The 23,321-nt window shown below is 65.3% G+C and carries 19 protein-coding genes and 1 pseudogene; 8 read left to right on the top strand and 12 right to left on the bottom strand.

What is annotated here, in order from left to right:
* The first annotated feature begins 43 nt into the window (after positions 1-43).
* Complete coding sequence (locus P0Y43_RS10990; RefSeq protein ID WP_275637317.1) at positions 44-1,120, top strand: diguanylate cyclase; 1,077 nt, start codon at positions 44-46, stop codon at positions 1,118-1,120.
* Between the two features lie 56 nt (positions 1,121-1,176).
* Positions 1,177-3,744, top strand: a complete 2,568-nt coding sequence (locus P0Y43_RS10985) for a bifunctional diguanylate cyclase/phosphodiesterase (RefSeq protein ID WP_275637316.1) — start codon at positions 1,177-1,179, stop codon at positions 3,742-3,744.
* Positions 3,745-3,849: 105 nt separating this feature from the next.
* Here P0Y43_RS10985 and P0Y43_RS10980 read toward each other — a convergent pair whose 3' ends face one another.
* Both P0Y43_RS10980 and P0Y43_RS10975 read right to left on the bottom strand, forming a co-directional pair.
* Positions 3,850-4,170, bottom strand: a complete 321-nt coding sequence (locus P0Y43_RS10980; protein ID WP_275637315.1) for a DUF2025 family protein — start codon at positions 4,168-4,170, stop codon at positions 3,850-3,852.
* A gap of 114 nt (positions 4,171-4,284) precedes the next feature.
* A pseudogene (locus tag P0Y43_RS10975) lies at positions 4,285-5,175 on the bottom strand (LysR family transcriptional regulator).
* Between the two features lie 114 nt (positions 5,176-5,289).
* Here P0Y43_RS10975 and P0Y43_RS10970 point away from each other — a divergent pair.
* Complete coding sequence (locus tag P0Y43_RS10970) at positions 5,290-6,048, top strand: SDR family NAD(P)-dependent oxidoreductase (RefSeq protein WP_275637314.1); 759 nt, start codon at positions 5,290-5,292, stop codon at positions 6,046-6,048.
* Here P0Y43_RS10970 and P0Y43_RS10965 read toward each other — a convergent pair.
* Positions 6,045-6,821, bottom strand: a complete 777-nt coding sequence (locus P0Y43_RS10965; protein WP_275637313.1) for a LysR family transcriptional regulator — start codon at positions 6,819-6,821, stop codon at positions 6,045-6,047. The two genes, P0Y43_RS10970 and P0Y43_RS10965, sit on opposite strands and share 4 nt — an antisense overlap.
* A gap of 101 nt (positions 6,822-6,922) precedes the next feature.
* Between P0Y43_RS10965 and P0Y43_RS10960 the strand changes: the two genes are divergently transcribed.
* Complete coding sequence (locus P0Y43_RS10960) at positions 6,923-7,651, top strand: SDR family oxidoreductase (protein ID WP_275637312.1); 729 nt, start codon at positions 6,923-6,925, stop codon at positions 7,649-7,651.
* A gap of 119 nt (positions 7,652-7,770) precedes the next feature.
* On the opposite strand, the gene P0Y43_RS10955 is transcribed toward P0Y43_RS10960, so the two are convergent.
* The 7 genes from P0Y43_RS10955 to P0Y43_RS10930 form a co-directional block, all read right to left on the bottom strand.
* On the bottom strand, positions 7,771-8,640 hold the full coding sequence (locus tag P0Y43_RS10955) for an efflux RND transporter periplasmic adaptor subunit (RefSeq protein WP_275637311.1): 870 nt from the start codon (positions 8,638-8,640) through the stop codon (positions 7,771-7,773).
* Positions 8,641-8,651: 11 nt separating this feature from the next.
* A complete protein-coding gene (locus P0Y43_RS10950; protein ID WP_275637310.1) occupies positions 8,652-8,858 on the bottom strand; it encodes a DUF1656 domain-containing protein in 207 nt (68 codons plus the stop codon).
* Positions 8,845-10,833, bottom strand: a complete 1,989-nt coding sequence (locus tag P0Y43_RS10945; protein ID WP_275637309.1) for an FUSC family protein — start codon at positions 10,831-10,833, stop codon at positions 8,845-8,847. The genes P0Y43_RS10950 and P0Y43_RS10945 overlap by 14 nt, the downstream gene beginning before the upstream one ends.
* A gap of 233 nt (positions 10,834-11,066) precedes the next feature.
* Positions 11,067-11,183 carry a cytochrome c oxidase subunit CcoM gene (gene ccoM, locus P0Y43_RS26940; protein ID WP_345774561.1) on the bottom strand — a complete coding sequence of 39 codons (117 nt, stop codon included), beginning with the start codon at positions 11,181-11,183 and terminating at the stop codon, positions 11,067-11,069.
* 134 nt (positions 11,184-11,317) lie between these two features.
* On the bottom strand, positions 11,318-11,479 hold the full coding sequence (locus tag P0Y43_RS10940) for a hypothetical protein (RefSeq protein WP_275637308.1): 162 nt from the start codon (positions 11,477-11,479) through the stop codon (positions 11,318-11,320).
* Between the two features lie 67 nt (positions 11,480-11,546).
* Positions 11,547-11,876: an aspartate-semialdehyde dehydrogenase gene (locus P0Y43_RS10935; protein WP_275637307.1), complete on the bottom strand. Its 330-nt coding sequence runs from the start codon at positions 11,874-11,876 to the stop codon at positions 11,547-11,549.
* Between the two features lie 106 nt (positions 11,877-11,982).
* On the bottom strand, positions 11,983-12,681 hold the full coding sequence (locus P0Y43_RS10930; protein WP_275637306.1) for a M949_RS01915 family surface polysaccharide biosynthesis protein: 699 nt from the start codon (positions 12,679-12,681) through the stop codon (positions 11,983-11,985).
* Between the two features lie 116 nt (positions 12,682-12,797).
* Here P0Y43_RS10930 and rapA point away from each other — a divergent pair, with 116 nt between their 5' ends.
* The gene (rapA, locus tag P0Y43_RS10925) at positions 12,798-15,644 is read left to right on the top strand and encodes an RNA polymerase-associated protein RapA (RefSeq protein ID WP_275637305.1); all 2,847 of its coding nucleotides are present in this window, start codon (positions 12,798-12,800) and stop codon (positions 15,642-15,644) included.
* 259 nt (positions 15,645-15,903) lie between these two features.
* The gene (locus P0Y43_RS10920) at positions 15,904-18,168 is read left to right on the top strand and encodes a putative bifunctional diguanylate cyclase/phosphodiesterase (protein ID WP_275637304.1); all 2,265 of its coding nucleotides are present in this window, start codon (positions 15,904-15,906) and stop codon (positions 18,166-18,168) included.
* Here P0Y43_RS10920 and P0Y43_RS10915 read toward each other — a convergent pair.
* Entirely contained in the window at positions 18,068-18,955 is an 888-nt protein-coding gene (locus P0Y43_RS10915; RefSeq protein ID WP_275637303.1) for an NAD(P)-dependent oxidoreductase, read from the bottom strand. The genes P0Y43_RS10920 and P0Y43_RS10915 overlap by 101 nt on opposite strands.
* Positions 18,956-19,151: 196 nt before the next feature.
* On the opposite strand from P0Y43_RS10915, the gene P0Y43_RS10910 reads away from it, so the two are divergent.
* On the top strand, positions 19,152-21,323 hold the full coding sequence (locus tag P0Y43_RS10910) for a hypothetical protein (protein ID WP_275637302.1): 2,172 nt from the start codon (positions 19,152-19,154) through the stop codon (positions 21,321-21,323).
* A 201-nt stretch (positions 21,324-21,524) separates the two neighbouring features.
* On the opposite strand, the gene P0Y43_RS10905 is transcribed toward P0Y43_RS10910, so the two are convergent.
* Complete coding sequence (locus tag P0Y43_RS10905) at positions 21,525-21,830, bottom strand: DUF2288 domain-containing protein (protein WP_275637323.1); 306 nt, start codon at positions 21,828-21,830, stop codon at positions 21,525-21,527.
* A gap of 357 nt (positions 21,831-22,187) precedes the next feature.
* On the opposite strand from P0Y43_RS10905, the gene P0Y43_RS10900 reads away from it, so the two are divergent.
* On the top strand, positions 22,188-23,303 hold the full coding sequence (locus tag P0Y43_RS10900) for a branched-chain amino acid ABC transporter substrate-binding protein (protein ID WP_275637301.1): 1,116 nt from the start codon (positions 22,188-22,190) through the stop codon (positions 23,301-23,303).
* The last annotated feature ends 18 nt before the right edge of the window (positions 23,304-23,321 follow it).

Raw genomic sequence — 23,321 nt, 5'->3', positions numbered from 1 at the left:
AACTTATGCGATAAACGGCGCCTGAAGATAAAGAACCAGAACCATGATCGACAACCAAAGCGGCAAGGGCCGCTCATTCGTCAGGCGCATCTACCTGCCACGCACCCTCGGCATGGGCATCGGCCTGCTCAGCGTGATGGCGGCGATCGCCCCGCTGCACCCGCCGACCTGGGTCTGGGGACTGATGCTGCTCAACGGCCTGGCGTGGCCGCACCTGGCCTATCACTGGGCGCTACGCTCGCCGACGCCTTACCAGGCCGAGCAGCGCAACCTGCTGCTCGACTCGCTGAGCGGCGGCTTCTGGGCCGCGGCGATCCACTTCAACCCGCTCCCCAGCGTCACCATCCTGTCGATGATGACCATGAACAACGTCGCCGCCGGCGGCAAGCGCCTGGTCCTGCGCGGCTTGCTGGCGCAGTTGGGCGGGATGCTGTTGGCCACTGCATTGCTCGGCCCAGGCCTGCAATTGCAGGCCAGCACCCTGCAAGTGTATGCCTGTCTGCCGATGCTGACCCTCTACCCGTTGGCGCTGGGCTGGGTCTGCTACCAACTGGCGATCAAGCTCGCCGACCACAAGCGTCGCCTGAGCGCCTTGAGTCGCACCGACAGTCTCACCGGCCTGCTCAACCACGGCTCGTGGAAAGACCTGCTGCTGCTGCGCTTCCAGATCTGCCGTCAGCAGCAGGCCCCAGCAGTGATCGCACTAATCGACATCGACCACTTCAAGAGCATCAACGACACTTTCGGTCACGTGGTCGGCGACTGCGTGCTGCGGCAACTGAGCGCGGAGCTCAAACGCAACCTGCGCGAAGACGACCTGGCCGGACGCTACGGCGGCGACGAGTTCTGCCTGATTCTTCCCGGCACCCAGCTGGCCCAGGCCTGCCAAGCCATGGAACGCTTGCGTGAACAGGTCGGCGCCTACCGCAATCCGCAATTGCCAGCGCTGCGCATCAGCCTGAGCATCGGTCTCTCGGCTTTCGCCCCCGGCATGGCCACCCCCGAGCAATGGCTGGAAGACGCCGACAAGGCGCTATACGCCGCCAAGCACCAGGGCCGCAACCAGGTCAATTTCTCCCGCAGCGAGGCCGCCACGCTCAAGCTGGCCTATCCTGACTGAACCTTCCTCCAGGCTGCCCGGCGGAAGGCGAGCAGTCATGAAGGAGTCGTTCGAGCATGGACATGCCCGCCAGTCCTACCCCTCGCCTGCAGGTCCGCCGCCTGATCGGAGGCTTTTGCGCCCTGTTCGGCATCGCCTGCCTGATCGCCCTCGGCGCCCTGTTCAACATCGCCGCCACCCTGGACCAGCAGGAACAGAGCCGTAGCCAGTTCCACGCCACCCAGGCCCTGGAGCAACGCCTACTGGCCTCGCGCCAGTTCCTTTCCAGCTACGCCGTGTGGGATGCCGCCTACCAGCACCTTGCCAGCGAGGTCGACTGGCAGTGGGCATACGAAGAAAAGAACGTCGGCGAGTCGCTGTACAGCGCCAGTGGCTACGAAGGCGTGTTCGTGGTCAGCGACCAGCGCACCACGTATGCCCTGTTCAAGGGCAAGCCCAGCGACGCCCCGGCCACAGCGTTCATCGACACGCCATTGGCACCGATCATCGCCCAAGCCCGCCAGGTGGCCGCGGCCCGCGAACAAGTGACGCATTTCGTACGCCTGAACGGCTGGCCCGCGGTGCTCAGCGCCGCGGCCGTGCGCCCGGACAGCGAGGTACTCGACATCGACGTCGGCAAGACCCCCGTGATGCTGTTCGTCGACCAACTGACCGAGGAAAAGCTCGCCCGCCTCGGCGAAGGCGCCGGGCTGGAAAACATGCACCTCGAGAGGAACGAGGTCGACGCCCGCGGCCAGCCACGCATCGCACTAGGCGATACCGGCTACCGCCTGGCCTGGTCCAGCCCACAGCCGGGGCGCCAGCTGCTGTGGGCGGTGCTGCCGCCCTTGCTCGGCGTGCTGCTGGTGCTGGGCGTGGTGATGCTCTACCTGTTTCGCCACGCCCTGCGCAGTTCGAACGCCGTGGACGTTACCCTGCAACACCTGCAACAGAGCAATCGCGCACTGGAAGCCAGCGAACAGCGCTTCCGCGCGGTGGCCGAAGCCGCCTCCGACTGGATCTGGGAAACCGATCGCCACCACCGTCTCACCTACCTCTCGCAGCGCTTCGCCAGCGTCACCGGCTACCGCGTCGAAGACTGGCTGGGCCAACCGATCAACCAACTGCTGGCCTGCGATACCACGCCCCTGACACCCTGGCTCGACAGCCAGACCGACAGCGACCCGCAACAACTGGCCAACCTGCGTTGCAGCTACCGCGACCCCAAGGGGCAAAACCGCTTCTGTCGCCTCTCGGCGCGGGCAATCCTCTATGACCACACGCTTGCCGGCTTTCGCGGCACCGCCAGCGACATCACCGACGAGGTCGCCGCCCACGCACGCATCCAGCACCTGTCGATGCACGACGCGCTCACCGGCCTGGCCAATCGCAACAAACTGTCGCGCCACCTTGAGCAGGCCCTGCTGCGCGGCAGCGATTCGCCGCCGCTGAGCCTGCTATTGCTGGACCTGGACAACTTCAAGCCGATCAACGACTCGCTTGGCCACGCAGCGGGCGACGCGGTGCTGCAAGAGGTCGCCACGCGCCTGCGCGACACCACCCGCGACGGCGATCTGGTGGCGCGCCTGGGGGGTGACGAGTTCGTCCTGGTACTGGGCGGGATGGACAACCGCAGCGAGATCGACCGCTTCTGCGCGCGCCTGATCACCCTGTTGCAACAGCCTATCCTGTTCGATGACCAGCCAATGCACATCGGCGCCAGCATCGGTGTGGCCCAGGCGCGCGCCCAGGGCTTCGACGCCGGCGAGCTGATCCGCTGCGCCGACATCGCCCTGTACCAGGCCAAGCACGATGGCAAGAACACCTGGCGTTACTTCTCGCCGGAGATGAACCAGCAGATCCAGTACCGTCGCCAGCTTGAGAACGACCTGCGTCGGGCGCTCAAGCAGGAAGAGTTCGTGCTGCATTACCAACCACGCTATCGCCTGGAGGACCTGTCCATCGTCTCGGTCGAGGCGCTGCTGCGCTGGCAGCACCCTGAGGAAGGCATGCTCGCCCCGGACACCTTCATCCCCCTGGCCGAACAGAGCGAGCTGATCGTCGTCCTTGGCCGCTGGGTGCTGCGCGAGGCCTGCCGCACGGCCCGCGACTGGCCTGACGGGCTGCTGGTGTCGGTGAACCTGTCACCCGCGCAGTTCTCACGCAGCGATGTGGTCGCCGACGTGCGCGAGATCCTCCTGGAGACCGGCTTCCCGGCCCAGCGCCTGGAGCTGGAGATCACCGAGAACGTGATGCTCAACGACATCGAGGGCGCCCTGGGCACCATGCTCGCGCTAAAGGAACTCGGCGTGCGGCTGAACATGGACGACTTCGGCACCGGCTACTCGTCGCTGGGCTACCTGCGCACTTATCCGTTCGACAGCATCAAGATCGACAAGCGCTTCATCGCCGGGCTCAGCAGCCAGAGCGGTAACGACCGTGCGGTGGTGCAGGCGATCATCAACCTGGGCAAGGCCATGGGCCTGACGGTGACGGCAGAAGGGGTCGAGACCGAGCAGCAGCTCATGGCGCTGGGCAAGGAGCGCTGCCATGAGGTGCAGGGGTACTACCTGAGCCGGCCGGTGGGCCGGGAGGAGTTCGAGGCACTGTTGGCCGAGCAGCAGGTGCGGCCTGGGGTTTCGTGAGCAGGTGGTGCCCGCGCCAGCCCTATCGCGGGACAAGCCCCACACAGGTACCGCGCCGCTGTCGAAATCAGCAGGGAACCTGAGCGGGCTTGCCCCGCGATGGCTTCAACAGCGATTCCGCTCAGCCACGATCTCCGGCAAATCGGTGCGCCGCAGGTACAAACGCAACGGCTCGCCGATGTTCAGGCGCTCGTCCACATGCTGTGCCAGCAGCAGCGCCAACCGCTCCCGGCACAGCGCCATGCGCCGCCCGGCCTCAGGCCGCCAGACGAATTCGCTGCACGGCACGATGCTGTCGTCGGCCACGTCCATGCCGAACGAGTCCTCGGAAAAACGCACGATATGGCTGCCGCGCTTGCCATGAAAACCGACGAAGCCCTTGAGCTGGTCGGCGGCGCCGCAGATGTCCTGGGAAGTGATGGCCATGACGTTACCTCGCAAAAAATTCGGAAGGAACGCACGCCGGGCGGGAACGGTTGCCTCTGGCGGGCAACGCGCAAGGTGCAGCCTAGCGCAACCGAGCCCCTGATCGCCAAGGTTTCATGCCACCAGCAACGCCTGCAACCAACTCATGAAGGCCTGTACACGATGCGGCACATGGCGTTGCCGGGCATACAGCAGAGACACCGGCATCGCCCGCGCAGGCCAGGCATCGAGCACGGCCACCAGTTCGCCCCGCCGCAGGTGCTCCTCGACCCCGGTCGCGGGCGCCTGGATCAGCCCCAGGCCCGCCAATCAGGCGGCGGAATAGGCCTCGGCGTTGTTCACCGTGATCACTCCGCCCATGGCCTGGAAACACAGCTCGCCGTCGCACTCGTATTCGAACCCCGGGCTGCGCGCGCCGAGCCGCGACACATAGTGGATCAACCGATGTTGCGCCAGGTCTTCAAGGCTCTGCGGTACGCCCTGACGCGCCAGGTAGGCGGGGCTGGCGCAGTTACGCATGGCCAACCGCCCCAAGGGCCGCGCCACCACATCCAGGTCGCGCAGCTCGCCGACCCGCACCACGCAGTCGAAGCCTTCGCGCAACAGGTCCACCTGACGGTCGGTGCAACTGATCTCCAGCTCCAGGTTCGGGTGGCGATCGAGAAAACCAGGCAAGGCCGGGATAACCACCTTGCGCGCCATCATCGTCGGCAGGTCGATGCGCAGGCGCCCGCTGAGCGCGCTGGCGTCGGCGCGGAACAGGCCCTCGATCTCGTCCATGCCTGACAGCAGGTCCTTGCTGCGCTCGTACAGCAACAGGCCGTCCTGGGTCGCCTGCACCCGCCGCGTGGTGCGTTCCAACAGGCGGGCGCCGAGCAGCGTCTCGAGGGCGCGCACCTGCTCCGAGACCGTCGAACGCGGCAGCCCCAGGCTTTCGCTGGCCAAGGTGAAACTCGAAAGCTCGGTGACTCGCACGAAGGTGCGCAGCAACTCCAGCTTGTTCATCGAGGGCTCCATACAGTTCGTTTATATCGAACAGTATTTCCAGATTCAGCGGATTTAACAGCAAATTGCCGACCAATAACCTGTAGCCACTTTTCCACCCACGAGGTAATCGACATGACCCGCAAGATCGCCCTGATCACTGGCGCCAGCCGCGGCCTGGGCCGCAATGCCGCCGAACACCTGGCCGCGCGCGGTATCGACGTCATCGGCACCTACCACAGCAAGGCCGACGAGGCCCAAGCGGTGGCCGCCAGCCTGGAGCAGGCCGGTGTGCGCGCCGCCATGCTGCGGTTGGACGTCGGCGATAGCAGCCGCTTCGCCGACTTCGCCGAGCGCCTGGGCCAGACCCTGGAACGGCACTTCGGCCGCGAGGATTTCGACTTCCTGGTGAACAACGCCGGCATCGGCCTGCACGCGGCCTTCAGCGAAACCACCGAAGCGCAGTTCGACCAGTTGCTCAATATCCAGTTCAAGGGCCCGTTCTTCCTGACCCAGCGCCTGCTGCCACGCCTGGTGGACGGCGGCCGCATCGTCAATGTTTCCACGGGCCTGGCGCGCTTTGCACTGCCCGGCTACGCCGCCTATGCGGCGATGAAGGGCGCGATGGAGGTCCTGACCCGCTACCAGGCCAAGGAACTGGGCGCGCGCGGCATCCGCGTGAACATCCTGGCGCCCGGCGCCATCGAGACCGACTTCGGTGGCGGCACGGTGCGTGACAACCGCCAGGTGAACGACTTCGTCGCCAGCAACACAGCGCTGGGCCGAGTCGGCCTGCCCGACGACATCGGTGCGGCCATCGCCCTGCTGCTCGAAGAGGGCAACGGCTGGATCACCGGGCAACGCATCGAGTTTTCCGGGGGAATGTTCCTCTAGTTGGCGAGCGCCTGCTGCAGGCTGGCCAGCGCCGGTATCGCCAAGGCCTGGGCTGGGAAGCACAGGCCGACCCGGCGCCTGAGCGCAGGGCCGGAGCCCGGCTGCCAGTAGATGCCAGGATGGCGCTCGACCAGCGACTGCGGCAGCCAGGCGGCACCCACCCCGGCGGCGACCAGCGCCAACGCCAGTTGCAACGAGCCGGCCTGGGCGACCTGTTCACCCTCGCCATACAGCCCCATCAACCGTTGGTGCGACAGGTGTTGCGGGCAGGTGACCCAGCGCCCGTCGGCCTGGCTGCCGGTGGCCATGGCAAGGACGAAAGCTTCCTCCCACAGCGGCAGGAACAGTTCGTCCTCGCAACGCTGGGCCTCATCGGCCAGGCGCGCATCGCCGTCGCAGCCGTCCAGCAGGTTCAGTTGCAAACCTGGCACCGCTTGGCTGGCCAGGCGCACGCAGGCCTCGACCTGGGCCGGCGCGATATCCGCCTCGACACCCAGCGCCAACGGTACCCGCGCCTGTTCCTGGCGAAAGCGCAGGCGCAGGGCCTCGGCCTCGGCGACCATGCGGCACGCCTGCGGGTAAAGCGCCCGCGCGTGTTCGGACACATCGACGCCACGGGCCTGACGCAGGAACAGGCTCACACCGAGGTCTTCCTCCAGTTGCCGGATAGTCACCGACAAGGTTGGCTGGGCCACGCACAGACGCTGCGCGGCGCAGGTGATGTTGCGCTCTTCGAAGACCGCGATGAACGCTTTAAGGTGACGAATATCCATAGAAAAAACCGATGCCAGCCAGAGGAATAAGCCGTTTTTCAAGGTACCGAACCCTGTCTAGAATTCAGGCCATCGAAAACGATTATGCCTGGGAGGCAGCCATGAACAAACCCCTGATCATCATTACCGGTGCCAGCTCCGGTATCGGCGCAGCCACCGCCCGCCAGTTCGCCGCAGCCGGCCACCCCCTCCTGCTGATCGCCCGGCGCCTGGAGCGCCTGGAAGCGCTGGCACTGCCCAACTGCCTGTGTCGCGCGGTGGACATCCGTGAGCGTGCCGCACTGGTCGCCGCCGTGGCCGAGGCCGAAGCGCTTTACGGCCCGGCCGACGCGCTGGTGAACAATGCTGGCGTGATGTTGCTGGGCCAGGTGAGCGAGCAGGACCCCGAGCAGTGGGACCGGATGATCGACATCAACATCAAGGGCCTGCTCAACGGCGTGCATGCCTTGGCCGGCGGCATGGTCGCACGACGTGCGGGCACGCTGATCAACGTCAGCTCCGTGGCCGGGCGCAAGACCTTCCCCAACCATGTGGCGTATGTCGGCACCAAGTTCGCGGTGCATGGTTTGTCGGAAAACCTGCGCGAGGAGCTGTCGCCGCATAACGTGCGTGTGGTGACCATCGCCCCAGGGGCGGTGGAGACCGAACTGCTCGGGCACACCACCGATGAAGGCATCAAGCGTGACTACGAGTCGTGGAAAGCCAACGACATGGGTGGCGTGGTGCTGGCGGCGGAGGATGTGGCCGGGGCAATCGTCTGGGCGTACCAGCAACCGCAGCACGTGTGCATTCGTGAGATCGTGCTGGCGGCTACCGCTCAGCAACCGTGATGTCGCGGGGGCGCGCTGCGCCCCCATCGCCGGACCAGCCCGCCACAGGTAGTTCACTCTCCCCCAGGGCTGCGCAGTACCTATGGCAGCGGGCTTGCCCCGCGAGGCGGCCCGAACGCTCACCGCCCACCCTGCCCCTCGTGCACCTGCACGCTCGCCGTCATCCCCGCACTCAGGGTCATCCCCTCGGGAATCGTCTCCAGACGGATGCGCACCGGAATACGCTGCGCCAACCGCACCCAGTTGAAGGTCGGCTCCACCTCCGGCAGCAACTGGCTGTCAGGCGTGCTGTTGCGATCGGTGATGCCCCGGCTGATGCTCTCCACCTGCCCCTGGATGGACTCCCCCGCCCCCATCAGCCACACCTTCACCGGGTCGCCGACGCGAATGCGCGGCAGCTTGGTCTCCTCGAAGTACGCCTGGATATAAAAGGTGGCATCGTCCACCAGCGCCATCACCGCCTGCCCGGTGTTCACATAGTTGCCCTGGGCCAGGCGCAGGTTGGTGATGTGCCCGCCACGCGGGGCGCGCAGCTCGCTGCGCGCCAGGTTGATCTTCGCCACCTGCAACTGCGCCTCGGCCTCGTGCAGCTCGCCACGGGCGATGGCCGCGTTGATCTGGGCGTTCTCGCGCAACTCGGCGCTGATCGCCTCGGGGCCCAACGCGGTGCGCCGCGCCGCCTCGCGCTCACGCAGGCGCAGCTGCTGCGCTCGGGTCTCGGCGACGGCGCCGGCCTGGTCGTAGGCGGCCTGGAAACGCTCGCGGTCGATGCTCATCAGCACGTCACCGGCTTTGACCAATTGGTTGTCGCGCACCTTCAGTTCGCGCACCCAGCCGGACACGTCCGGGGCGATCACCACCACGTCGGCACGCACTCGGGCGTCGCGGGTCCAGGGGGTGAGCATGTAGTACTGCCATAGGTGATAACCGGCGAACACGGCGATCGCCACCACGCACAAGGTGACCAAGGTACGCACGGCTGTACGCATGGACTGACTCCTTATAAAGGTCCGAGTAGATGCACCACCAACGACAGCACACAGACGAACAACGCGGCATCGAACAATGCCTCGTGCCAGATCCAGCGCCCCAGAGGCGTGGCCTGCACCAACAAGCGCAGCACGCCGGTGAGGGCCAGGGCCATCAGCACATAGACCAGGAACGGGCTGAGCAGCACCCCGCCCAGCGCCCATTCACGCAACCCCATGGGTTTCCTCCTGCCAGCGGCACCACTTGCCCCAGCTTTTCTGCAATTGCAGTACCGCACCGATGGCCAGGCGCAGCGGGTCGCTGGCCGGTTGCTGGCGCAAGGCTTCGATGAACTGCGCGCTGGCGGCATCCAGACGCTGCCCGCGACCGGGCGCCGGGCCGCTGGCCAGCACCGCCTCCAGTTGCTGCAGGTACCGACGCTCGGCCCCGGCCATCGGCAGCTGGGCCACCGCCAGGCACATGCGCAGGTGCACCAGTTCGTCGCCGATGTCCAGTCCGTGCAGGCCGTCGTCCCAACGCTTGCGCTCGGCCTCCGGCAGTTCACTGGCGTGCCGCGCCAGTTGCATCAGGCGGTCAGCCATGCGCCCGCCGAACCAGCTGTCGGCGCCGCGCAGGTCGCGGCGGGTCAGGCGCACCAGGTCGCCCTGGGTCGCGGCACGCAGGCGCCGACCGAGCCAGGCTGGGCGGCGCAGCACCACCAAGCGGAAGGCCAGCACCGCAGCACCGACGCCGATCAGCATAGCCAGGGCGCTGTTGAGCATGACCGCGACGTCGAAGTGCATGGCGTTGAGCGGCGCAACCAGCACGATCAAATGCAGGCAGTACGAGGTGGCAGTCGGCCCGGTGCGAGGGTGGGCCATGCCCAGGGCGCCGAAGAACAGCGGCACGCCCATGCCCAGGCAAAGCATGGCGAAGCTGCTCCATTGCGGCAGGAGGATCTGCCCGACGAGAAACGCCACCGGAATCGCCAGGAAAATCCCGCGCAGGAAGCTCAAGCCGATCTGCGCGCCATTCTCGCGGCTGGCGAACAGGCTGCAGACCACGCAAGTCAACACCAGGCCGCCTGGCGCCGAGGGCCAGGCGGTGGCCAGCCAGAAGCTGCTCATCACCAGGAACGCCAGGGCACTGCGCGAGCCGAACAACAGCGCCAGCGGCAGGTCGCGGTGGGCAGCAAGGCCTTGCGGCACGTCCTTCGGCGCCCTGCCCGCCTCGACGTCGTGCAGGGCCTGGGTGGCAGCCATGGCGACGTCCAGCAGCAGGGCCAGGCGCGCCAGGCAATAGTGCTCGGCGGGGCTGATACGTTCGTCGTGGGCGGCATCCCAGATGCGCTGGCGCAGCAGCAACTGACCCGGCGGGTCGACCGCAGCCAGTTGGGCGCGCACCTCGTCCAGCCAAGGCGCCAGATGGCGCGCCTCGGCGTCGTCGAGCTGGCGCCACTGACGGCGCACCGAGCGGGAAATGCGCAGCAGCACCATGAGCTTCTGGCTCAGCCCGCGGATCGCTCGGGCGCGCTGACGCCCACGGTGGCCTTCGAACCAGGCGTGTTCGCGCTGGGCGTCGATGGCAACGATGCGCCCGAGGATGTCCAGCAACCCTTCACGCGCGCCATCCTCGCCACCGAGCATGGCGCTGGCCGCTTGCAGGCCATTGCTCCAGGCCTGGCGCGCCTGGCCGCCAAGCTGTTGTTCGACACGCAGCGGCCAGAGCAGCGCGCTGCTGGCGGTGGCACAGACGATACCCAGGCTGATCTCGGTGCAACGCGCCACGGCCTGGTCGAACACCTGCAAAGGGTGGTCGACGGCGGGTAGAGCGATGATCGCGGCGGTATAGCCGGCGAGTACGAAGGCATAGGCCCAGGCGCTGCGCAGTTGGGTGGAGGCGGCGGTGCACAGGGCCAGCCACAGGGCCAGGGTGAGCAGGAACAACCAGGGGGTCTGGGCGAACAGGCCAATGAACAGCACCGACATGAAGGTGCCGACCAGGGTACCTGCGAGCCGCGCCAGGCCCTTCTGCACCACCATGCCGGAGAGCGGCTGGGCGACGATGAACGCAGTCATCAGCGCCCAGGCGGGTTGTTCCAGGCCCCAGCGCAGGGCCAGCCACAACGCCAGTCCGCCGCCCAGGAGGGTCTTGAGGGCGAATTTCACGGCGAGGGTGCTGGGTGCAAACAGGGCCTGGAAGGTAATGGGCACGAAACGGACCTTGAGGCGGGGTGATGCATAGAAGATAGACAACGGTGGCCGTTGCGGCCCTATCGCGGGACAAGCCCGCTCAGGTACAGCGTCGACTGGGAATGCACAGGGGTACCTGTGGGGGCGGGCTTGCCCCGCGACAGGGCCACAATGGCCATCACAAAAACCCCAGGCAAAAAAATGGGCGACCGAAGTCGCCCTAAATGCCTTGCGTGCCCATGAACCCGGAAGAATCAGCGCGATTTGCGCTTGTGCGAATCCTTCCAGATGAAAAGTCCCAGACCGGCAAAGAACACCAACATCAACCCGACCGTTACCACCCCGGCGATAACCACGTTGTCGAAGAACATGTCGGCCTCCCGATTCGTTGCCGTTGTCCGATGTGCACAAGGTAACGAATCAGGCGGGAGGGAAAATTGACCAGGGTCAATGGCTGCCCAGGACCGGGCTTGGGAGGGGGTGCAGGGTTGACCTGCATCAGTTTTCAGCGCTTCTTGGGCTTGCCCTTGGGCTTTTTCTTCTTCGACGCAGCAAGCGGCATGGCCTGCTCGAACGCTTGGCGCATCTCGTCCAGGCGCTTGTCGTTGAGGTCGTGGATGCGCTTGGCGCGCTCGGCGCCGAAATCGATCAGGTTGTCTTGGCTCATGGTTGGGCTCGACGGACAGCGGATGCGCCCATGATGCAGGCAGACGCCGGCGCTGAACAGCCCCGCGTCAGACTTCGATATCGACCAGCAACCCTTGGCGCTGGCGCTCGCCCAGCGGTGCCACCGGCACGGTGTTGTCGGCGTTGAGTTCGTCGCCCGGCATGGCGCTGTACAGTTCTTCCTGCTCCTGCCGCCGGCGCTTCTGCTGCTGGCGGCGCTGCTGTTCGCGCAGCAGCATGGCCTGCTCTTCGGGGTCGCGCTGGTGCTTGAGGTCGATGGTGCCATCGCTGGAGGTCGGCTGTGCCGGAACCACCGGGGGAATATCCGGGGTCGGCTTGACCGGGTCGTGTTGCGAGGTCACGGGGGGGGCACTGAGCGGGATGATCGGCGGCAGCATAGGTTTTCTCCTGTGGCCCTTGTATCGGCTGGCGATCAGCCGCCTTGAGCGCCCGAGGGGGTTATGTGCGGTACGTCACGCCGCCGCAGGTGAGTATAGCCCGCAGCTACTCGGCGTCTTCGTCGTCCGCCTCGTCATCCGCCGAGGGGCTGGTCTCGCTCCACGGGCGCTTGTAGACCTGCTGCCACACCGCGTCCATGTGCTCGCGCAGCACCTGCGGTGCATTTTTGAGCGAGGCGCTGTCGTCGCGCTCACCGCCGAGCGGCTCTTCGCCGGCCGGCGTAATCAACGATTGGCCAGTGATGCTGTAGATCGCCTGGCCCTCGCGCAGTTCGATGGCGATGTCGTGGGGGTCGATGCCGCCGCCGCAGAAAGCATGGCTGGCCACGGTGACCTCGGCGATGCCGTCCTTGTTCAGGTCGCTGACATCGCTGACGTCGGCATAGAAGTCGACGTCCAGGTCCAGCCCCGGGCAGGTGGTCTCCTGGTCGATCTGCCAGCGCGGCTTGAACGGCTCGCTGTCGGCCTGGCGCCCATAGAGGATGGCCTTGAGTACCACCTTGTCGACCTCCTGTTCGCTCTCGGCGTCGGTGGCCTGGCCGTCGACCCGGCTGAGCACCAGCAGGCCTTCGCCGTCGCGGTCATGGAAGTGCACGCTCTTGATTGGCGTCTGCACGCCGAGCACCTCCAACTGCTCGACCGGAATCGGCGGCAGGGTCTCGAAGGTCTTCTGTTCACAGGCGGCCAGCAGCAGCAAGCTGCCCAGGCCCAGGGAGGCGGTCAACCAGTGGCGCGTGAAAGGCATGTCGGCACGTGGCTCTCGTGGCAAGCGGGTATTCGTCGATGAAGTGGCGTGACGCTTTGGTCCGCCGGGGCTATCCGTTAAGATAGTCCGCTTTTCATGGCGGGAGTTCAGGCAGTATGGCGCAGCAGTATCAACCGGGGCAACGCTGGATCAGCGACAGCGAAGCCGAGCTCGGCCTGGGGACCATCCTGGCGCAGGATGGCCGCCTGCTGACCGTGCTCTACCCGGCCACGGGCGACACCCGCCAGTACTCGCTACGCAATGCGCCGCTGACCCGCGTGCGCTTCTCGCCCGGCGACCAGATCACCCACTTCGAGGGCTGGAAGCTGACCGTGCGCGAGGTCGAGGACGCCGAGGGCCTGCTGGTCTACCACGGCCTCGACCAGCAGAACCAGCCGCGCGTGCTGCCCGAGACGCAGCTGTCCAACTTCATCCAGTTCCGCCTGGCCAGCGACCGCTTGTTCGCCGGACAGATCGACCCGCTGGCCTGGTTCTCACTGCGCTACAACACCCTGCAGCACACCAGCAAGCAGCAGCTGTCGGCGCTTTGGGGGCTGGGTGGTTGCCGCGCGCAACCGATCGCCCACCAGCTGCACATCGCCCGTGAAGTGGCCGACCGCAGCGCGCCGCGGGTACTGCTGGCCGACGAGGTGGGCCTGGGCAAGACCATCGAGGCGGGCCTGGTGATCCACCGCCAGCTGTTGACCGGGCGGGCCAGCCGCGTGCTGATCCTGGTGCCGGAGAACCTGCAGCACCAATGGCTGGTGGAGATGCGCCGACGCTTCAACCTGCAAGTGGCGCTGTTCGACGCCGAGCGCTTCATCGAGAGCGACGCCAGCAACCCGTTCGAGGATGCCCAGCTGGCGCTGGTCGCCCTGGAGTGGCTGGTGGACGACGAGAAGGCGCAGGACGCGCTGTTCGCCGCCGGCTGGGACCTGATGGTGGTCGACGAAGCCCACCACCTGGTGTGGCACGAGGAACAGGCCAGCAGCGAATACGCCCTGGTCGAGCAACTGGCCCAGGTCATCCCGGGCGTGCTGCTGCTCACCGCTACCCCCGAGCAGCTCGGCCAGGACAGCCACTTCGCCCGCCTGCGCCTGCTCGACCCCAACCGTTTCCACGACCTGGCCGCGTTCCGCGCCGAGAGCGAGCACTATCGCCCGGTGGCCGAGGCGGTGCAGGAACTGCTCGACGAAGGCCGGCTTTCGCCGAAGGCGCATGCCACCATCGAGGGCTTCCTCGGTGCCGAGGGCGAGGCGCTGCTGGCCGCGGTCAGCGACGGCGACAGCCAGGCCAGCGCGCGGCTGATCCGCGAGCTGCTCGACCGCCACGGCACTGGCCGCGTGCTCTTCCGCAACACCCGCGCGGCGGTCCAGGGCTTCCCCGAGCGCCAACTGCACCCCTACCCGCTGGCCAACCCCGAGCCCTACCGCGAACTGCCCAGTGGCGAGCGCGCCGAGCTGTACCCGGAAGTGGCCTTCCAAGCCCAGGGCGAGGTGGCCGAGGACGAGCGCTGGTGGCGCTTCGACCCGCGCGTCGACTGGCTGATCGACACCCTGAAGATGCTCAAGCGCACCAAGGTGCTGGTGATCTGCGCCCACGCCGAAACCGCCATGGACCTCGAAGACGCGCTGCGTGTGCGTTCCGGCATCCCGGCCACGGTGTTCCACGAAGGCATGAGCATCCTCGAGCGCGACCGTGCCGCAGCCTACTTCGCCGATGAAGAGTTCGGCGCCCAGGTGCTGATCTGCTCGGAGATCGGCAGCGAAGGCCGCAACTTCCAGTTCGCCCACCACCTGGTGATGTTCGACCTGCCGGCCCACCCCGACCTGCTCGAGCAGCGCATCGGCCGCCTCGACCGGATCGGCCAGAAGCACACCATCGAGTTGCACGTCCCGTACCTGCAGGACAGCCCGCAGGAGCGCCTGTTCCAGTGGTACCACGAGGGCCTGAACGCCTTCCTCAATACCTGCCCGACCGGCAACGCCCTGCAACACCAGTTCGGCCCGCGCCTGCTGGCCCAGCTCGACGGCGGCGACAGCACCCAGTGGAGCACGCTGGTGGCCGAAGCCCGCGCAGAGCGTGAACGCCTGGAAGCCGAGCTGCACAGTGGTCGCGACCGCCTGCTGGAGCTCAACTCCGGCGGTGCTGGCGAGGGCCAGGCACTGGTCGAGGCGATCCTCGAACAGGACGACCAGTTCGCCCTGCCGATCTACATGGAAACCCTGTTCGACGCCTTCGGCATCGACAGCGAGGACCATTCGGAGAACGCGCTGATCCTCAAGCCGAGCGAGAAGATGCTCGACGCCAGCTTCCCCCTGGGCGACGAGGAAGGCGTGACCATCACCTACGACCGCGTCCAGGCGCTGTCACGCGAGGACATGCAGTTCCTCACCTGGGAACACCCGATGGTCCAGGGCGGCATGGACCTGGTGCTGTCCGGCTCGATGGGCAACACCGCCGTGGCACTGATCAAGAACAAGGCGCTCAAGCCCGGCACCGTGCTGCTGGAGCTGCTCTATGTCAGCGAGGCTGTGGCCCCGCGCAGCCTGCAACTGGGCCGCTTCCTGCCCCCGGCGGCACTGCGCTGCCTGCTCGACGCCAACGGTAACGACCTGGCGCCACGGGTGGCCTTCGAGACCCTCAACGACCAGCTCGAAAGCGTGCCCAAGGCCAGCGCCAACAAGTTCATCCAGGCCCAGCGCGACGTGCTGGCCACGCGCATCGCCGCGGGTGAGGTCAAGGTCCTGCCGGTGCATGAGGCGCGCGTCGCCGAAGCCAAGCAACGCCTGGCGGCCGAGACCGACGAGGAACTGGCGCGCCTGACCGCACTCAAGGCGGTTAACCCAAGCGTGCGCGACAGCGAGATCGACGCCCTGCGCAAGCAGCGCGAAGACGGGTTGGCGATGCTGGACAAGGCGGCGTTGCGCTTGGAGGCGATCCGGGTGTTGGTGGCTGGTTAAGCGACCGCAGCGATACCATCGCGGGGCAAGCCCGCTCCTGCAAGGACGCGTCCATCACTGGGACGGCGCGATCCTTGTGGGTGCGGGCTTGCCCCGCGATGCGTTTATGCCCCTTCGCTATCAATCCAATATCCAAATCGTAGAACCCAAAGTGCCATTAATCAGGAAGGCTTAAGCACGCCTTCCTATACTCCAGCTTCATACAGTCTCCAAGGCCGTTGTTGGGGACCAGAGTGCGAACTCGACGATGAGGCAAGCAATGGAGTGGCTGGGACTGCAACTATTCGCCGAGCTGCCGACGACTGGACAGATCGTCCTCGACTGCCGCCACAACCCCTTCCTGGTGCTGCTCGCCTATCTGGTGGCCTGTGCCGCGTGCTTCGCCACCCTGGACATGGCCGAACGCCAGAGCCACAGCGAGGAGCGCACCGCCCGTCGGCAATGGCGCGTGCTCGGTGCCTGCTGCCTGGCCAGTGGCATCTGGGCCATGCACTTCATCAGCATGCTGGCATTCCAGGCCCCACTGGACGTGCACTACGACATGCCGTTGACCGCGCTGTCGCTGATGATCGCCCTGCTCGCCGCCTGGCTGGCGATGAACAGCCTGAACCGCAGCGTGATGCGCCCGCGACATTACCTGCAAGCGGCACTGACCATCGGCTTCGGCATCACCGGCATGCACTACATCGGCATGGCCGCGCTGCAGACCGGCGCCCACCAGTACTACCAAACGGGCCTGCTGGTCGCCTCGCTGGGCGTGGCCATCGCCACCAGCCTGGTGGCGCTGCTGATGGCCCGGCACTTTCGCACCGGCAGCGGCACCCTGCACCTGCTGATGAAATATGGCGCCAGCCTGATGATGGCCGCTGGCATCGTCGGCACCCACTTCACCGGCATGGCCGCCATGTCGTTGGTGATTCCCGGCGACGCGCCATTGCACCTGCCCTCGGGCAACAACAGCCTGCAACTGGCACTGACCATCGCCTTCATCACCCTGCTGATCAGCGGCAGCAGCATCAGCGCGGCGCTGTCGGACAAGAAACTGCAAAGCAAGGAGCACGACCTGCGCCGGGTCAACGTACTGCTCAGCCAACTCGACCAGGCGCGCGTGTCACTGCAACAGGCGGCGCACTACGATGCGCTGACCAATCTGGTCAATCGCCGTGGCTTCAACCAGGTGTTCGCCGAACGCCTGGCCGAACAGACCGCCAACGACGGCATGTTGGCGGTGATGTTCCTCGACATCGACCATTTCAAGCGGATCAACGATAGTCTTGGGCACGCGGCTGGCGACGAACTGCTCAAGGAAATCTCCGCCCATATAAAAGCCGCGACCCGCAGCCACGACGTGGTGGCGCGCTTTGGTGGCGACGAGTTCTGCATCGTCACCAGCCTGCATAACCGCGACGAGGCCCGCCACCTTGCCCAGCGCATCATGCAACGGATGAAGGAACCCATCGATGTGGGCGGCCGGCGCATGGTCATGACCACCAGCATCGGTATCAGCATCTTCCCTGACGATGGCCGCAGCGCCGAAGAACTGCTGAAGAACGCCGACCTGGCGCTTTACCAGTCCAAGGGCTGCGGGCGCAACAACCTGAATTTCTTCGCCAGCAGCCTGAAGACCCGCGCCACCCTGGAGTTGCAACTGGAAGAAGAGCTGCGCGTGGCCCTGCTCGAAGAGCGCGGCCTGTGCGTGCACTACCAGCCGATCTTCGACCTGCACAGCGGCCAGGTTGCCAAGCTCGAAGCCCTGGTGCGCTGGCAGCACCCGCAGCACGGCCTGCTCAGCCCGGATCGCTTCATCGGCATCGCCGAGGCCAATGGCCTGATCGCCGAGCTCGACCTGTGGGTGCTGCGCCGCGCCTGTGAAGACCTCGCCCAGCTCGGCCGCCACGGTTACGACGGGCTGAAGGTGACGGTGAACTGTTCGGCCCTGACCCTGGGCCGCGAGGAGCTGGCCAACGAAGTGGAACTGGCGCTATTCCAGGCGGGCCTGGCGCCGCGCCAACTGGAGCTGGAGGTCACCGAGAACGCCCTGATGGGCGACATCCATCGCACCATCAGCTTGCTCAAGCGCATCCGCGCCCAGGGCGTGGCGCTGTCGATCGACGACTTCGGCACCGGTTATTCATCACTGGCCTACCTCAAGCGCCTGCCGCTGGACGTGTTGAAGATCGACCGCTCGTTCATCCAGGACGTGCCCGCCAGCCAGAAGGACCGCGAGATCGTCCAGGCGATCATCATCATGGCCCACACCCTGCACCTGCAGGTGGTCACCGAGGGCGTGGAAACCGTCGAACAGCATGAATTCCTGGCCGCCCATGGCTGCGACTACATCCAGGGCTACCTGCTCAGCCGCCCGGTGCCGCTGGGCGAGCTGCGCCCGATCCTGGAACGGCTCGAGCGCCAGGAGCGCGAGGTCAGCCCTTGTTGCGATACAGGGTTACCAGGGTCGCGGGATCTTTTTGCAGATGCCCCTGACTACCATGCAGGCGCATCATCTGCGCGGCGAGGCCACTAAGCGGCGTCGCCGAACCCTGCTCGCGGGAAAACTTCACGGCGGTGTCGAGGTCCTTGAGCAAGGTGCGCACGTGCCACTTGACCGGCTCGAAACGGCTTTCGGCCATCTGCGGGGCAAGGATCTGCAGCGGCTTGGAGTCGGCGAAACCACCGGCCAGGGCCTCGGCGATCAGCGTCGCATCCACTCCTGAGCGCTCTGCCAAGGCCACCACTTCGGCGATCACCAGCGCATTGCAGGCGACGATCATCTGGTTGCAAGCCTTGGTCACCTGCCCAGCCCCCACGCCGCCCATGTGCGTCACCCGCTGGCCCAGGGTCAGCAGCACCGGGCGCGCCCGCGCCAGGTCCTCGGCCTCGCCACCGACCATGATCGCCAGGGTGCCAGCCTCGGCCCCTGGCGTGCCGCCGGACACCGGCGCATCCAACCAGGCCATGCCACACAGGGCCGCCAGCTCGGCGGCCATCTCGCGGGTGGCGGTCGGCTCCAGGCTAGAGAAGTCCACCAGCAGTTGCCCTGCCCGCCCGCCCTGGGCGATGCCCTGCTCACCGAACACCACCTCACGCACCACGGCGGTGTCGGCCAGGCACAGCAGCACCAGGTCGCAGCCCTGGGCCAGCGCCGCCGGGCTCTCGGCAAGGCGCGCGCCAGCGGCGACCAGCCCGGCGCACTTCTCCGGGCTGCGGTTCCACACGGTCAGCGGGTAACCCGCCGCCAACAAGCGGCGACACATCGGCAGGCCCATCAAGCCGATCCCGGCAAACCCCAGCGAAGGCAATGCAGTACTCATCAACGACTCCCGACATATTAAAGAAGGCAAGGGTTCGGACGATGCAGTGCTCATGCGAAAGCAAAAACCCTAGCAGGGGTCAGGTAAACCCCTATCGCATACGTGAAAGCCGCACTGATACAGTCGCGAAATTTCTCCGTAATGGCTAGGTGACATAACCGTCCGGCGACCCACCACCCCAGGCAAATGGCGCACTATGACCTCCAATAACATTTCTGCCAATGCAGTGCCCGAGTCCGTGATCAGCCCAACCCCGCTGACCCTCGGGGTCAACCAGGTCGCCCGCAGCGTTCCGGCGCAGTACCTGTACTACACCGAGAACGACATCCAGCGCATCCTCGACAACCTCGACGGCCTGCGTGACCTCGTGTTCCCGAAAGGCTTGCACGTCGAGGACGAAAGCCAATTGCGCCTGGAGCAGCAGTTCCCCTCGGTGTGCTTGATCGGCCTGGGCCGCTGTGGCTCGAACATCGCCCTGGACGTGGCGGAGCTGGTGTACAACGCGCGCACCTTCTTCCTCAACGAGTTCAACAACGAAGACCGCAACAAAGGCGAACCGAGCTACAGCCCGGCGCGCTGGATCCGTCAGAACCTGCGCCTGGTGCAGAACAAGGGTGCCAAGCCGGTGTTCCTGGTCGAGCCGCTGGTGATGCTCGGCGACCTGGACAAGGACATTGCCGGGCGCATCCGCTTCTCGCGCAAGGGTGAGCGCGGCGGTTTCCTGCGCGACTACAGCAAGATGAAGATCATGGACCTGTCCGAGGTGCATGCGGGCGGCGCCGGCAACGCGCCGATACTCGGCCAGTACCTGGCCAAGATCATCCTCAACAAGGACACCCAGCGTTTCTCCAGCGCCGACTGGAAACTGATCCACTCGTACCTGATCGACTCCTGCGGCATCAAGGCCAACCAGTCGCGCCTGTACTTCTACATCTTCAGCGCTGGCGGCGGCACCGGCTCAGGGATGGCCTCGGAGTTCGGCCTGGCGCAGCAGTACTCGTACATGAACAAGACCTTCGACACCAAGCCGGCCGACGAGAACGACGGCAAGAGCGGGCACTCGTTCGTCTTCGAGCCGATTTTCACCAGCGGCATCTGCGTGCTGCCGAACATCTCCGACCATCGCAGCGAAATGTCCGAAGCCCTGCACATCAACGCCGGTCGCCTGCTGTGCAAGTACCTGTCGGAGGAATGGGACTTCTCGTACAACTTCGACAACGAAGACAGCAGCGAAGCCAGTGTGATGGGACGCATCCGGCCTTGGAACGCGATGATGCTGATCTCCAACGACATCATGCGCTACGCCGAAGAAAGCGATGACGGCACGATCCACAATATCGACGTCAACGCCATGGAGAAGCACGCCAACCAGTACATTTCCCAGCAGATCTTCAACATCTTGACTGCGCAGGCGGTCACCACCGACTACGACCAGAACTACTTCCGCCGTGCCGGCATCGACATCGGCGAGACCATCCGCCTGGACGCCAACGACCTGTTCATGAGCCTGGCCGGCCCCGTGGCCATCGCCTACGCCGAGTCGGTGGTACCGGAAATCCCCGCGCCTGGCTCGGACAAGTTCAAGGTGTTCGAGCGCGAGGCCCCGCGGCTGGACATCGACGACCTGTTCTTCCGCTCCATCGACCTGCCGCACTTCAACAAGCAGACCCAGGCCATCGAGGGCATCAGCCTGCTGCCGATCGAGTCGCGCCGCTACCGCGCGGCCCTGGAGCAGTACAAGGCCTCGGGCTACGACGCCGCGGCCCTGCACGACCTGCACTTCTTCAAGAATTGCTCGTCGGTGGTGTCGATCGTCTCGCTGCCCAAGGACTACAAGCTGTCGTACATGGACCTGAACCGGCTCAAGACCCACCTCAACAGCCTGTTCCCCAACACCACGCTAAAGCGCTACGCCCTGGTGATCGGCGCCTCGGCCAACCTGTCGCTGACCACCTTGATCGCCAAGAGCCCGTGCCTGTCGGACGATTTCCTGACGCTGATCGTGGCCTTCATCAAGCGCTGCTTCGCCCGCACTCCGTACCGCTTCGACGACACGCTGGACAATGCCATCCTCGAGTTCATTACCAGCGAGCGGTTCGACGAGGCGCGCATCGACGATCTGCTCAACGAGTTCGAGAACCCGGCCAAGATCCTTGACACCAATTGGTACGCCATCAAGCCGATGTACGAGAAGAAGTATCGCGAGCTGATCAACGACAAGAGCCGCTTTGTATCGATCAACGATATCCGGCTGTCGCGCGAATGTGTGAAGAAGGCGGTGAAGTACCTGCGCGAAATCTTCCGTCACCGTATCGGCAAGACCCGGGTGATCTCGCTGAACCAGCATACGGGCCGCGTTGATTATTGAAGGCTCGCCGCTTCCACTGAGCACGGCGGTGTAGTGGTGGGCGCGGGCCTGCCCCGCGATTGGGCTGCACAGCAGCCCATTACGCTTACGTAAACTGTTACCGCGCAGCCAAATCACTCACCCGACTGTTACCAACAGCCACCCCACGCTGCACGCCATCGCGCACCAAATAGATGCAGCTGTGCGTTTTCGCGCACCAAATCAGACCGTCTGTTTTTCCTGCATCACCACGAACGGCGAAACCACCACCGCCCAGATCTCGGGGTCACGCGCCTGAATGTCTAGCGCCTGCTCTGCGCTAAGGGCGGCGACAGTGCCATCACTGCGCCACTTGGCGAAGATTTCGCTGCGATTCTCGGCCATCGCTTCGGCAACCGCGATCAGATCGAGGCTGGGCGCGACCCAAATCAGGTCACCCTTGGCCCAGAAACGCTCCAAGGCTTTCCACTCGATGGTCGCGGTCTCGCCGAGCAATTTGGCATAGAGGGTGCTTGTTTGATCAGTCATGGGTTTTCCTGCGCAACGGCGGCCAATGAAAAGGCCGGCATTTTTGCAGAAAAACCTGGTTTCAAATATGTAATTTGGTCGATCGGTCCCGAACCGGTAGGGCTGGACCAGGGATGGCAGCAAAGTGATGGCGCTTTTCTGTATCTTTATGTCGACCACGCGACAACCGCGGAGACAGGCGCTTTTCGCCCGCTTTTCAAGCGCTCGGACGGCGCTCTACACTGTACCGGTACAGTTCCGGGACATGTTCCGGGGGAAGGTGGGCTTGCGGCATGGCGTGGCCATGTCGAGGATCCCGCCCGGTCTGTAGCCCTGGCACCAGGACTATAAGAATTACAACAGAATGAGTGGAGCACTATGATCAAGATTTCCAAGCTGTTCGCCGCAATGGTCCTGGCCGGGGTTGCCAGCCATTCGTTTGCCGCCGATACCATCAAGATTGGTATCGCCGGCCCGAAGACCGGTCCGGTCACCCAGTACGGCGACATGCAATTCGTGGGCGCCAAGCAGGCCATCAAGGACATCAACGCCAAGGGCGGCATCGACGGCAAGCTGCTCGAAGCCAAGGAATACGACGACGCGTGCGACCCTAAACAGGCCGTGGCGGTCGCTAACAAAGTGGTCAACGATGGCGTCAAGTTCGTGATCGGCCACCTGTGCTCCAGCTCCACCCAGCCTGCGTCCGATATCTACGAAGACGAAGGCGTGATCATGATCACCCCCGCCGCCACCAGCCCGGAAATCACCGCCCGTGGCTACAAGCTGATCTTCCGCACCATCGGTCTGGACAGCGCCCAGGGTCCGGCCGCCGGCAACTACATCGCCGACCACGTCAAGCCGAAAGTGGTCGCGGTCCTGCACGACAAGCAGCAGTACGGTGAAGGCATCGCCACCGCGGTCAAGCAGACCCTCGAGAAGAAAGGCACCAAGGTTGCCGTCTTCGAAGGCCTGAACGCCGGTGACAAGGACTTCTCCTCGATCATCCAGAAGCTCAAGCAGAACAACGTCGACTTCGTCTACTACGGCGGCTACCACCCAGAGCTGGGCCTGATCCTGCGCCAGTCGCAAGAGAAGGGCCTGAAAGCCAAGTTCATGGGCCCGGAAGGCGTCGGCAACGACTCCATCTCGCAGATCGCCCAGGGCGCTTCCGAAGGCCTGCTGGTCACCCTGCCGAAGTCGTTCGACGCCGACCCTGCGAACAAGGCCATCGTCGACGCCATCAAGGCGGACGGCAAGGACCCGAGTGGCCCGTTCGTGTTCCCGGCCTACTCGGCTGTCGAGCTGATCGCCGAAGGCATCAAGGCCGCCAAGTCCGAAGACACCGCCAAGGTGGCTGAGGCCATCCACGCCGGCACCTTCAAGACCCCGACCGGCGACCTGTCGTTCGACGCCAAAGGCGACCTGAAGGACTTCAAGTTCGTGGTCTACGAATGGCACTTCGGCAAACCGAAGACCGAAGTCTCCCCTCAGTAACTGCGTGACTAATAGCTG

It is taken from the genome of Pseudomonas entomophila, from assembly GCF_029193575.1.
Classification (GTDB): Bacteria; Pseudomonadota; Gammaproteobacteria; order Pseudomonadales; family Pseudomonadaceae; genus Aquipseudomonas; species Aquipseudomonas entomophila_G.
Note: the sequence above shows the minus strand (reverse complement) of the source record. Positions and strands in the feature narration are given on the sequence as shown.

Bases quoted from the DNA above. Each gene is read 5' to 3' on its own strand.
- P0Y43_RS10990 (WP_275637317.1), top strand. From the start codon at position 44: ATGATCGACAACCAAAGCGGCAAGGGCCGCTCATTCGTCAGGCGCATC.
- P0Y43_RS10985 (WP_275637316.1), top strand. From the start codon at position 1,177: ATGGACATGCCCGCCAGTCCTACCCCTCGCCTGCAGGTCCGCCGCCTG.
- P0Y43_RS10980 (WP_275637315.1), bottom strand. From the start codon at position 4,170: ATGGCCATCACTTCCCAGGACATCTGCGGCGCCGCCGACCAGCTCAAG.
- P0Y43_RS10970 (WP_275637314.1), top strand. From the start codon at position 5,290: ATGACCCGCAAGATCGCCCTGATCACTGGCGCCAGCCGCGGCCTGGGC.
- P0Y43_RS10965 (WP_275637313.1), bottom strand. From the start codon at position 6,821: ATGGATATTCGTCACCTTAAAGCGTTCATCGCGGTCTTCGAAGAGCGC.
- P0Y43_RS10960 (WP_275637312.1), top strand. From the start codon at position 6,923: ATGAACAAACCCCTGATCATCATTACCGGTGCCAGCTCCGGTATCGGC.
- P0Y43_RS10955 (WP_275637311.1), bottom strand. From the start codon at position 8,640: ATGCGTACAGCCGTGCGTACCTTGGTCACCTTGTGCGTGGTGGCGATC.
- P0Y43_RS10950 (WP_275637310.1), bottom strand. From the start codon at position 8,858: ATGGGGTTGCGTGAATGGGCGCTGGGCGGGGTGCTGCTCAGCCCGTTC.
- ccoM (WP_345774561.1), bottom strand. From the start codon at position 11,183: ATGTTCTTCGACAACGTGGTTATCGCCGGGGTGGTAACGGTCGGGTTG.
- P0Y43_RS10940 (WP_275637308.1), bottom strand. From the start codon at position 11,479: ATGAGCCAAGACAACCTGATCGATTTCGGCGCCGAGCGCGCCAAGCGC.
- P0Y43_RS10935 (WP_275637307.1), bottom strand. From the start codon at position 11,876: ATGCTGCCGCCGATCATCCCGCTCAGTGCCCCCCCCGTGACCTCGCAA.
- P0Y43_RS10930 (WP_275637306.1), bottom strand. From the start codon at position 12,681: ATGCCTTTCACGCGCCACTGGTTGACCGCCTCCCTGGGCCTGGGCAGC.
- rapA (WP_275637305.1), top strand. From the start codon at position 12,798: ATGGCGCAGCAGTATCAACCGGGGCAACGCTGGATCAGCGACAGCGAA.
- P0Y43_RS10920 (WP_275637304.1), top strand. From the start codon at position 15,904: ATGGAGTGGCTGGGACTGCAACTATTCGCCGAGCTGCCGACGACTGGA.
- P0Y43_RS10915 (WP_275637303.1), bottom strand. From the start codon at position 18,955: ATGAGTACTGCATTGCCTTCGCTGGGGTTTGCCGGGATCGGCTTGATG.
- P0Y43_RS10910 (WP_275637302.1), top strand. From the start codon at position 19,152: ATGACCTCCAATAACATTTCTGCCAATGCAGTGCCCGAGTCCGTGATC.
- P0Y43_RS10905 (WP_275637323.1), bottom strand. From the start codon at position 21,830: ATGACTGATCAAACAAGCACCCTCTATGCCAAATTGCTCGGCGAGACC.
- P0Y43_RS10900 (WP_275637301.1), top strand. From the start codon at position 22,188: ATGATCAAGATTTCCAAGCTGTTCGCCGCAATGGTCCTGGCCGGGGTT.